Here is a 7,822-nt window from a genome sequence, read left to right as displayed (position 1 = left end):
GACGCAAGGGACTTAAAATCCCTCGATCTCTGATCGTACGGGTTCGATTCCCGTCGTCCGCACCAACGTTGAAATTACTTGCAAATTCTAATTCTACCGCTGCGGTAGGCTACCCTTGCAAGCTTTGGCGTGGGTAGCCGTGCGGGTAGCCGCCCCAGGATGAAAAGCCCGGAAAACCGCCACTCTCTGTTGACAACAGACTGGAATCGGGAGCTTTCTGCCCGCCAAGGGGTGAGGGCAAAATGACTATCTGCATCGCAGTTAAAGTCCACGACTGCTTGGTTTTCGTCGCGGACAGCGCGTCTTCTATGGTCACCACGGATGCAGCTGGCAACCAAATCGTGATGCGGGTCTATGACAACGGACACAAGTTGTTCAACCTAATCCGAGGGAGGCCCGTCGCCGCGATGACTTGCGGGCTTGGGAACTTTGGCAATTCATCGATCTCTACCATCGCCAAGGAAATCCGCCACGAGATTGCTTCTGGTGCAGCCGGCATCGATCTGCAGGTCTATACGATCAAACAAGTCGCCGATTATGCGTTTGGGAGGTTCAGCGCGCTTTTTGCTGCGCTTCCGGACCCCGTTCGGAACGCCTCGTCATTTACATTCTTCGTTGGCGGGTATTCTGCCGGTGCTGCAGGTAGCGAACTTTGGAAGATGCAACTGACGGGTGCCACGGTGATCGCCCCGCAATTGATTGCTGGCGAGCAGGACTGCAGAATCGAGTGGGATGGTCAACCGGACGCCTGCGTTCGTCTTGTCTTAGGAATTTCGCCGCAAACTACAGCCATACTGACGCAAGCGGGAATCAGTGCCCAGGATGCGGCCGCCTTGACGCAACAGATCGCACAGGCGTCTCAAGCCCAGTTGCTGGAACCTTCTATGCCGGTTCAGGATGCAATTGACCTAGCCCGGTTTCTAGCCGAAACCACTGTCTCGTTCGTTCGTTTTCTACCTGGTGCGAATACGGTCGGCGGCGACCTCGACGTCGCTACGGTCACAAAGTTCGAAGGTTTTCGTTGGATTTCTCGAAAGCATTACTATCCTATGGGGCTAAACGTGGAGACTAACCATGGCGCATGAACCGAAGAAGGTAGCTGGACTAAGCCAGCCACTCACCGCGGCGCCTATGCCAGAGTACGCGTACCAGCCTTACACTCCCTCGTTTCGACAGGGCACAAACGACCAAAGCGAAAAGAAGGACTCGGCCGATCAGAAAATCGATCTGTCTGGAGTGGTATTGAACCTGTCATAGGACCCTGCGAAACTAAGGCCCGGCCACCTTGAGAGCAGCCGGGCCATATTGTTTCGTAAGCGAAATGTTAGCCTGCAATGAGCCGTTGCGCGATGACGCCGGCGAGGATCGTCCCGATGAACATGATGTCGAGCACGGTCATGATTGCCCGCCCTCGATATAGCCGAGCTGGTCATGCTCAGCGTCATCGGCCTCCCGCTCGTCATCATCTTGCGGTTCGTCATTGATATCGCCGCCGTGCTCGTCTTCGAGCTCTCGGTCATCGTGAGGACTGCCGCGGCCATCATTCCAAGGCACGACGCTTCCAGGGCCGCGTTCTCCCCAACCAAGCCAGGGCTCGGCATCGGCGCCGTCCTCGAGGTCGCAATCGGCCTCCATCAGGTCAAGAGCCGTGATCAGGGCTGTGGCGCGGTCGAACAAGTCGTTGAGCCGCTTCTCGATCGCCTGGCGCCATGTGGCGGGATCTACTCCATCCGGGCAGCCGAACGGCTTCAGACTTCCGGTGGGCGCGTTCATACCCCGTACCGCCGCTCAAGATAGGCTAGCGCCGACTTCACGACGCGCTCCGCCGGAATGTCGATGAAGGCCTTCTGATCGATTGCGTAGCGAATTGCTTCTGCTACGCCCCGAAGGCTGGTCGCGGGCGGCGTTGCATAACATAGCCTATCAGAGGCTGGACCATAGGTAGCCATCACAAAGGCTTCCTCAATCTCGTCCGATGTTATCTGCTTTTCAGGGATGGCCGAGAACTCGGCTACCTTGGTGTTATATTCGGCGATGGTATCGGCGAGCGGGTCGGGAGCCGATCCGGCATCCTGAGAGAACCAGATCGGATCGGGATGGTTTGACGGCCCGACGTGGGCCACCCAGCCGGGCGTCCCTCCGGCCGGTGTCATGAAGCCGTTCATTGCTTCAGATAGTTCATTTGCGAGCCGCACAGCGCGTTCGTCGGGCGTCTCGGCGGCTGTGGCCGCAAGAGCGCTTCCTGCGACCGCTATGGCCGGCAGAGAGGCCATTGCGCCGACGAACATGGCGCGGCGGGAAAAGCGCCCGGTGACGATCTGCATTCCCTCGTCCGCGGGCATAGCTTCGCCGGCAGCCGGAACAGTGTTCGGCATGGTGTTGCTCCAGGTTGTAAGAACTTTGCACTAATGGTATAAGCCTACACCATAAGCTTAGTCAACACTTTTGATATAAGGTTGCATCAAATTGTCTGTATCGCCTGCCCAATGCCGAGCCGGTCGAGCGCTTATCGGATGGTCTCAAGATCAGCTCGCCGCGGCTTCGAAGGTCGCCAAGGCAACGATCGCGAACTTCGAGGCCGGCAAGCGTGCTCCATATGATCGGACGCTTGAAGACATGCGCCGCGCCCTCGAAGCAGCCGGCGTCGAGTTCATCCCCGAGAACGGCGGTGGCGCTGGCGTGAGACTGAGGAAATGAATATGCCGGCAGACGAGCCAGCCGAGGCGCCTGAACCTCCACCGATCATTCCGATTGAGACTCGATACCAAGCGCAGAAGGAGATGCTCTTCGGCGCGCTCGAACGGCAATACGAGTATGGCAAATGGCTGCTCGCCTCGCTCCTGGCGGTACATGCTGGGTCGCTGTTGGCGATCTCCCAGGCTGGCGAGGCAAGAGCGCGCCTTTATCAAGCATGTGGTCCTCTGCTGATCTACGGTGTGGCGACAACTCTCGTCGCCGGCGGTCTGGCTTGGATCAATTTTTCCGTCGTCGCTAACGTCTACGCGGGGTTTCTGACGGATTTGCGCGAAGGACGAGAGCCTGCCTTGAAAGGGACAAGGAAGATCGTAGCAAAGGCCACATTTTGGATTACGCCCATCGTGGCGATCGGATCTCTGATGCTGTTCCTCGTCGCAGCCGTAAAGGCCGCAAACGTATTATAACTCTCCCGCTTGCCAAATATTGAATATTAGCTGATGCTCACTTCGCCTTGTGGGAGGGGCTGGGGGATGAATAAGCGCGCCGTTGCGACTGTTGTCGGCCTGGCAATATTGGCCGGATGCCAGTCAACGCCACAGTCTCAATTCCCCCCGACACAGCCCGCAAGCTTCCCGCCAGCGCCGGCCGCACCATCAGAAACCTATCGGCCATATGCTTTGCCGGCCAGCGATGTTGAGGTCGTGAAGCGCTACGTCACGGAGTCTTTGAAAGACCCGGGCAGCGCGATGTTTGGCAACATCGTCGGATCGATATCGGACAAGGGCGTCGTGAGCGCCTGCGGCTACGTGAACGCCAAGAACAGCTATGGAGGCTATGCCGGTCAGACGCCATTTGTCGGGGTTTTGGCGACGAACACCTCAGATCAGCGCGTGTTCGCGGTTTCCGGCATGGGCGGCACTAGCAACGAAACCACTGCAGTAATGATGCTTTGCCAGCAACAAGGGATAGCTATTTGAGAGGGTGAACATGGCTGATGATATTTATGTGCAGGCCTATCGGAAGGGTGGCGGCCGGAGGGGCGGACTGAAGGCGGTCAACGACCTGATCAATCAACTCCCGTCTGCCGCTGATCGGGTTCGCATCATGGAACATCTTGCCAATACCGCCCTGTGGGAGATCAAGTGGCACCACACCTCTCAGGAAGGCGTCAAGCACAGGGATGATGGCTTTGTGAAAGCTTACCTGGGCGATGACGAGGGTGACTCATGAGGGTCAAGTGTCCGAATTGCTCGCTGAGCGCCAATGTCCAGATTACCGGATCGAATAGGTTCTCGATCGAATTGCCAAGCTTCATGGCCAGCACTTGTCCGGTGCTGAAAGAGCGGCTCCAGGCGAAGGGCTCTCTGAAGGGCGCTGAAATGGATTGCGAGCATCTGAACAATGCCGCGGCCGATGCCGTGGAGGATGTCCGGCGCGGGCGCCGATAGCAGGCCACCAGCGCGCTTCTTGCTGGCCGCTGTCCTACGCCGCTCTTGCCTCGATCGCCCTCTGGCGGGCTTCCCTGGCCAGCGCTCTGGCATGGCTTGAGTGCTGGTCCATTGCCGGGCAGTATCGGCTATGCCGAAGACACCCGAACCGGAAGTCGTATCGATCACTGCCTCTGACGTGCTGTCCCTCAAGATCGACGGAGCGGCAACCGTCAAGATCATCTTCGCCTGCCTGATCATCCCGGACACGTCGGCTGCTGAGGACACCCTTGTGCGCTCCACGGCCGCAGTCTGGGAAGTGGTGGTCGATAGCCTTACAAGGAAGTGGGACGCCCACGCGCTGTCTTCTCGCCAATGGGAAGAGCTCGTGGCCGGCGCGTTCAAGCGTGACGGGTTTGACGAGGTCATTCTGACTCCGGCCAGCCATGATTATGGGCTCGACGTGATTGCCACCAAGCACACGTTGGGGACGGTCAAGATCATCGGATCCGTGAAAGCATACAAGGAAGGGCTGTTGGTCGACTATGACGCCATTGCGCGCTTAGCGTTGGCGATCCTCTCCGAGAACGACGTCTCGAAGGGCTATGTTCTGACGACGTCCGACTTCCCTCCCCTGGTTGCCCAAGACCGCTATATCGGCCCGCTGCTCAGCCAGAAGCGGCTCGAACTGATCAACGGTGATCAGCTTCGGACCTGGCTGCAGAAGGTGAAGGCCAATCCATAGGGCCCCGCCACCAGCGCGCGTTTCCTCTCGCCGCTGTCCTACACCTGAAACTCGTCCGGTGTGCTCTGGCGCTTCCCGCTCGCCTGAATTTGGGCAAGTATCCGGGCTTGGGCTGCAATGCGCACTCGATCGAGCGCTTCCTGCTGTGCGCGCTCTCGCTCGCGCCGGTAGACCTCGGGCAATGGCGGATGATCGGCCGGCGGCTTGCGCATGCACCACTTCTCGCCGCGGTAGCCCCAATGATCGAGCCCGACCAACGTGCTTCCATCCCAATAGGTCGTAGTGTTCAGCTTGGGATGGTGGAGGCGAATGGCCGCCCACCAAACCTTTTCGATGTCATGGTCGCCTGGCCCTTTCGCCCGAGGCGTCCAGCCCTTCCCGGGCCGCTCGGTCAGTTCGCTATCGCGCATGCCGCGGTGTCTCAGTTGAATTTTCAGAATTGCGGGAAGCCAGTGCTTGGTCGGTGATCAGCCGGGCCAGATGATCGCGGCTCAGGCTCAACGTCTCTCTCAGAAACCATAAGAAGTTGCGCGGCCCTTCCGTCGGCAAGCCAGATTCCTCCGCCTGAGTGATTGTCCCGCGCTGGCGCTCTATTCGCGCCTCAATCTCGCGAATGTCTTGCTCGACCCGAGCTATGTCGTCGTCGATGGTCATGCATCATCCCCTGCGCTTGGGTCGACACTACCAAACCGGTGGAATGTAACCAACCGTGATATTCATGCAGCCTTGCTAATGTAACCTCTGCATCGGCCGACTCCCTCTACGCCACCCCGAGTCGGCTTGGCCCGGCGGTTCAACCCAACGCACCCCAACGCGTGGAACTGTCGGGCCGCTGTGTGTTGCGGTCGAGCACGCCCCTGCGGATCGTGCATGCGGCGGGCTTATCGGCAAGCATCAGGCTCGCAAGCGCCGTTCGGCGCGACGGAAGAGAATGCTGATTTCGGCTTCGGTCAGTGTGATCTGATAGCGCTGTTTCGATTGCTTCGAGTAGATGTCGTCAGCAATAATCGAGACGGTCACATCGCCGTTTTCATTGATCTGAACATCGTCGATCTGGAGTGGCGCCGAGTATATGCATTTCGGTGATCCTGGCTTTCGCCCAGGCTGAGTAGACAATCGCATGTGAAGAGTATCCCCTTGCCAGCAATTCGGCTGTTGCAAAATTGATGCCAGCAATTTGGTCCCGAGATGAGACGGGCTGAGACTACTCCCTCATCGTCCTTATGGATATGTGCCTTCTATTTGGGCAGCGGCGTATATTTGCGCGAGCCGAAGTCCCCCCGGTTAGGCCCGGCGCTCACTGGCCTACCCCGTCAGCGTGCCGGGCCGCTTCCGACCTCCGTTGCCGACTGCGGATGTACCAGCGGCGACGGAGGAGGCCCTTGGGCCTAAGGGCAAGGCGTCCAGCCATTCCGCTGCTCCGGCGTCCTGGCCCTTCGGCGTCGCGCCATCTTACCTCTTTTGGCTAGGAACTGGCCTAATCCAGTTGGCCGTGAACAAAATCCATTAGCAATTGCTGATGATTTGAACGTGCGGTGAACGGAAAGAGGCCTCGCCTTTTCTAACGCCTCTTGTCTGGCGTCAGCGCGTGGTTGGTGAACTGCAGGTTCCGATCGTCGCGGCCGGTGCCGCGGCATTCGTGGCAATAGATGATTTTGAGCAAATCCCAATGAAGGCACGGCTGATCCGGGCCGAACCGTTTGACCAGTTCAGCCACGTCGAGCACCGCGCGGCGTGTGCATGTGAGGCAGTAGACGGATAGGCCAGTGCCGGCCGCAAGCTTGCCGCCGAGCGTGCCTTCTGAGAACGGATATTCCTTACCCATGGCGATCCTCGTGACTGAAAGGGTCGCCGCACCGATGAGGGATTTATTCCTGCCTAAGCCGACCTTCAAGCTCTTTCAGGAAATGAGCTTCATTCAGGAGTTTCTCCCAATCCGTGCCGAAGCGCTCAATCAGATCGCGAGCCTGTGCGTCCGTGAGATTCGCCTCTCGTGAAAGTCGGCCGGCAAGGAGGTCGAATTCGGTGAGATCATTGTCCGGCAAACTGCCGTCGCGGTGCTGCATCGCCGCAGCGATCACCTCAAACACGCTGCCGACTTCCTCATATATCTCGCTGACCTCGATGCCCTCTTGGTCCGCAGCTTCCATCGCTTGGTCAGTCAGATCGCTTATCGCGGCAGGGTCATCCGTCAGCACTTTGGGCAGATGCTCTGCCATCCAACGCTCGAGGAAATTGGCGCCGCGCGTGCTCATCTCCGCATAAGCGGGAGGCAAACATTAGGTTCCGCTGATAGGCGGTAGGTTAGGCGGGGCATCCTTTGGAGCCGACCGCTCCTGTTGGATCCGGCGTCTGTCGATCGCAACCTGGAGGCGGATGGCCGCAAGCTGAATGCTTACGGGAATAGGGTCTGTTACGGCTATTGGTCTCTGCATGCCGCCATAACAAATGTTAATGGACGTTGTTCCCGTCGAGCGCTCGGCATGGTTAAGAGCAATCTTGAAAGAGCCCGCCTGCCATGGGTGCCAGTCGGGCTCTTTATCGGCGTGTGGGCCTTGGAACGCGGAAAAGGCACCCCACCCGACGCGACGCGCCTGGATAGCAGCCTGGCGCGCCAACTGATCAATCAACCTGACATTCAGGCCGATGTTCCATTAGCAACCGCTTGACGAAGCCGGTTGCAGCGCCAGAGTCATTGGCATGGCGAAGGGCTCTATCAAAGTCGGCGACGAAGTCGTGATCACCGCGACAGTACGGAAGCGCGTCACCGAGGACCGAGTGAGCGTGCTGATCCCGAGTTATCATCAGCCGCACTCTATCGTGGACAGAACGCCCAATATAAGCAGTGGGCAGAAAATCGAGCTTATCGGCGAGGTCACGCGGGTCGACGACCACACCGTCACCGTCGCCGGCCGGGATCTGGGTATCACGGTCAGCCGGGACGCGGTACGGC

At 58.7% G+C, this 7,822-nt stretch carries 16 protein-coding genes; 9 read left to right on the top strand and 7 right to left on the bottom strand.

Going from position 1 to position 7,822, the window contains the following annotated elements; translation table 11 throughout:
- The first annotated feature begins 242 nt into the window (after window positions 1-242).
- Entirely contained in the window at window positions 243-1,085 is an 843-nt protein-coding gene (locus EOA24_RS20575) for a hypothetical protein (protein ID WP_127255668.1), read from the top strand.
- Window positions 1,086-1,395: 310 nt separating this feature from the next.
- On the opposite strand, the gene EOA24_RS20570 is transcribed toward EOA24_RS20575, so the two are convergent.
- Window positions 1,396-1,773 (bottom strand): hypothetical protein, encoded by a 378-nt coding sequence (locus tag EOA24_RS20570; RefSeq protein WP_127255666.1) that lies wholly within the window; start codon window positions 1,771-1,773, stop codon window positions 1,396-1,398.
- On the bottom strand, window positions 1,770-2,324 hold the full coding sequence (locus EOA24_RS20565) for a hypothetical protein (RefSeq protein ID WP_127410019.1): 555 nt from the start codon (window positions 2,322-2,324) through the stop codon (window positions 1,770-1,772). The genes EOA24_RS20570 and EOA24_RS20565 overlap by 4 nt, the downstream gene beginning before the upstream one ends.
- 142 nt (window positions 2,325-2,466) lie before the next feature.
- Between EOA24_RS20565 and EOA24_RS20560 the strand changes: the two genes are divergently transcribed.
- The 6 genes from EOA24_RS20560 to EOA24_RS20540 all read left to right on the top strand — a co-directional run bounded on the left by EOA24_RS20560 (window position 2,467) and on the right by EOA24_RS20540 (window position 4,869).
- The gene (locus tag EOA24_RS20560) at window positions 2,467-2,697 is read left to right on the top strand and encodes a helix-turn-helix transcriptional regulator (protein ID WP_127255662.1); all 231 of its coding nucleotides are present in this window, start codon (window positions 2,467-2,469) and stop codon (window positions 2,695-2,697) included.
- 2 nt (window positions 2,698-2,699) lie between these two features.
- On the top strand, window positions 2,700-3,161 hold the full coding sequence (locus tag EOA24_RS20555) for a hypothetical protein (protein ID WP_127410018.1): 462 nt from the start codon (window positions 2,700-2,702) through the stop codon (window positions 3,159-3,161).
- Between the two features lie 66 nt (window positions 3,162-3,227).
- Complete coding sequence (locus EOA24_RS20550) at window positions 3,228-3,674, top strand: hypothetical protein (RefSeq protein WP_127258052.1); 447 nt, start codon at window positions 3,228-3,230, stop codon at window positions 3,672-3,674.
- Window positions 3,675-3,684: 10 nt separating this feature from the next.
- Complete coding sequence (locus EOA24_RS20545) at window positions 3,685-3,927, top strand: hypothetical protein (RefSeq protein ID WP_127258050.1); 243 nt, start codon at window positions 3,685-3,687, stop codon at window positions 3,925-3,927.
- Entirely contained in the window at window positions 3,924-4,145 is a 222-nt protein-coding gene (locus EOA24_RS41265) for a hypothetical protein (RefSeq protein ID WP_127258048.1), read from the top strand. Before EOA24_RS20545 ends, EOA24_RS41265 begins: the two co-directional genes overlap by 4 nt.
- Before the next feature lie 130 nt (window positions 4,146-4,275).
- A complete protein-coding gene (locus tag EOA24_RS20540; protein WP_127258046.1) occupies window positions 4,276-4,869 on the top strand; it encodes a restriction endonuclease in 594 nt (197 codons plus the stop codon).
- Window positions 4,870-4,907: 38 nt separating this feature from the next.
- Here EOA24_RS20540 and EOA24_RS20535 read toward each other — a convergent pair whose 3' ends face one another.
- The 5 genes from EOA24_RS20535 to EOA24_RS43160 all read right to left on the bottom strand — a co-directional run bounded on the left by EOA24_RS20535 (window position 4,908) and on the right by EOA24_RS43160 (window position 7,088).
- Window positions 4,908-5,279, bottom strand: coding sequence for a hypothetical protein (locus EOA24_RS20535; protein WP_127258044.1), 372 nt, complete (start codon window positions 5,277-5,279; stop codon window positions 4,908-4,910).
- Window positions 5,269-5,523: a hypothetical protein gene (locus EOA24_RS20530; protein ID WP_127410017.1), complete on the bottom strand. Its 255-nt coding sequence runs from the start codon at window positions 5,521-5,523 to the stop codon at window positions 5,269-5,271. The genes EOA24_RS20535 and EOA24_RS20530 overlap by 11 nt, the downstream gene beginning before the upstream one ends.
- A gap of 240 nt (window positions 5,524-5,763) precedes the next feature.
- On the bottom strand, window positions 5,764-5,889 hold the full coding sequence (locus tag EOA24_RS43930; protein WP_281059496.1) for a hypothetical protein: 126 nt from the start codon (window positions 5,887-5,889) through the stop codon (window positions 5,764-5,766).
- A gap of 541 nt (window positions 5,890-6,430) precedes the next feature.
- Window positions 6,431-6,694, bottom strand: a complete 264-nt coding sequence (locus EOA24_RS20525) for a hypothetical protein (protein WP_127410016.1) — start codon at window positions 6,692-6,694, stop codon at window positions 6,431-6,433.
- Window positions 6,695-6,737: 43 nt separating this feature from the next.
- Complete coding sequence (locus tag EOA24_RS43160; RefSeq protein ID WP_245491212.1) at window positions 6,738-7,088, bottom strand: hypothetical protein; 351 nt, start codon at window positions 7,086-7,088, stop codon at window positions 6,738-6,740.
- 264 nt (window positions 7,089-7,352) lie between these two features.
- Between EOA24_RS43160 and EOA24_RS20515 the strand changes: the two genes are divergently transcribed.
- Window positions 7,353-7,538 carry a hypothetical protein gene (locus EOA24_RS20515; protein ID WP_127258098.1) on the top strand — a complete coding sequence of 62 codons (186 nt, stop codon included), beginning with the start codon at window positions 7,353-7,355 and terminating at the stop codon, window positions 7,536-7,538.
- 31 nt (window positions 7,539-7,569) lie between these two features.
- Window positions 7,570-7,822: hypothetical protein (locus EOA24_RS20510; RefSeq protein WP_127410015.1), on the top strand; the 253-nt coding region annotated here is incomplete at its 3' end.

It is taken from the genome of Mesorhizobium sp. M2A.F.Ca.ET.039.01.1.1 (assembly GCF_003998035.1).
Taxonomy (GTDB): Bacteria; Pseudomonadota; Alphaproteobacteria; order Rhizobiales; family Rhizobiaceae; genus Mesorhizobium.
This window is presented reverse-complemented; position numbering and strand designations above follow the sequence as displayed.

Bases quoted from the DNA above. Each gene is read 5' to 3' on its own strand.
- EOA24_RS20570 (WP_127255666.1), bottom strand. From the start codon at position 1,773: ATGAACGCGCCCACCGGAAGTCTGAAGCCGTTCGGCTGCCCGGATGGA.
- EOA24_RS20545 (WP_127258050.1), top strand. From the start codon at position 3,685: ATGGCTGATGATATTTATGTGCAGGCCTATCGGAAGGGTGGCGGCCGG.
- EOA24_RS20550 (WP_127258052.1), top strand. From the start codon at position 3,228: ATGAATAAGCGCGCCGTTGCGACTGTTGTCGGCCTGGCAATATTGGCC.
- EOA24_RS20540 (WP_127258046.1), top strand. From the start codon at position 4,276: ATGCCGAAGACACCCGAACCGGAAGTCGTATCGATCACTGCCTCTGAC.
- EOA24_RS20565 (WP_127410019.1), bottom strand. From the start codon at position 2,324: ATGCAGATCGTCACCGGGCGCTTTTCCCGCCGCGCCATGTTCGTCGGC.
- EOA24_RS20575 (WP_127255668.1), top strand. From the start codon at position 243: ATGACTATCTGCATCGCAGTTAAAGTCCACGACTGCTTGGTTTTCGTC.
- EOA24_RS41265 (WP_127258048.1), top strand. From the start codon at position 3,924: ATGAGGGTCAAGTGTCCGAATTGCTCGCTGAGCGCCAATGTCCAGATT.
- EOA24_RS20525 (WP_127410016.1), bottom strand. From the start codon at position 6,694: ATGGGTAAGGAATATCCGTTCTCAGAAGGCACGCTCGGCGGCAAGCTT.
- EOA24_RS43160 (WP_245491212.1), bottom strand. From the start codon at position 7,088: ATGGCAGAGCATCTGCCCAAAGTGCTGACGGATGACCCTGCCGCGATA.
- EOA24_RS20515 (WP_127258098.1), top strand. From the start codon at position 7,353: ATGGTTAAGAGCAATCTTGAAAGAGCCCGCCTGCCATGGGTGCCAGTC.
- EOA24_RS20535 (WP_127258044.1), bottom strand. From the start codon at position 5,279: ATGCGCGATAGCGAACTGACCGAGCGGCCCGGGAAGGGCTGGACGCCT.
- EOA24_RS20530 (WP_127410017.1), bottom strand. From the start codon at position 5,523: ATGACCATCGACGACGACATAGCTCGGGTCGAGCAAGACATTCGCGAG.
- EOA24_RS20555 (WP_127410018.1), top strand. From the start codon at position 2,700: ATGCCGGCAGACGAGCCAGCCGAGGCGCCTGAACCTCCACCGATCATT.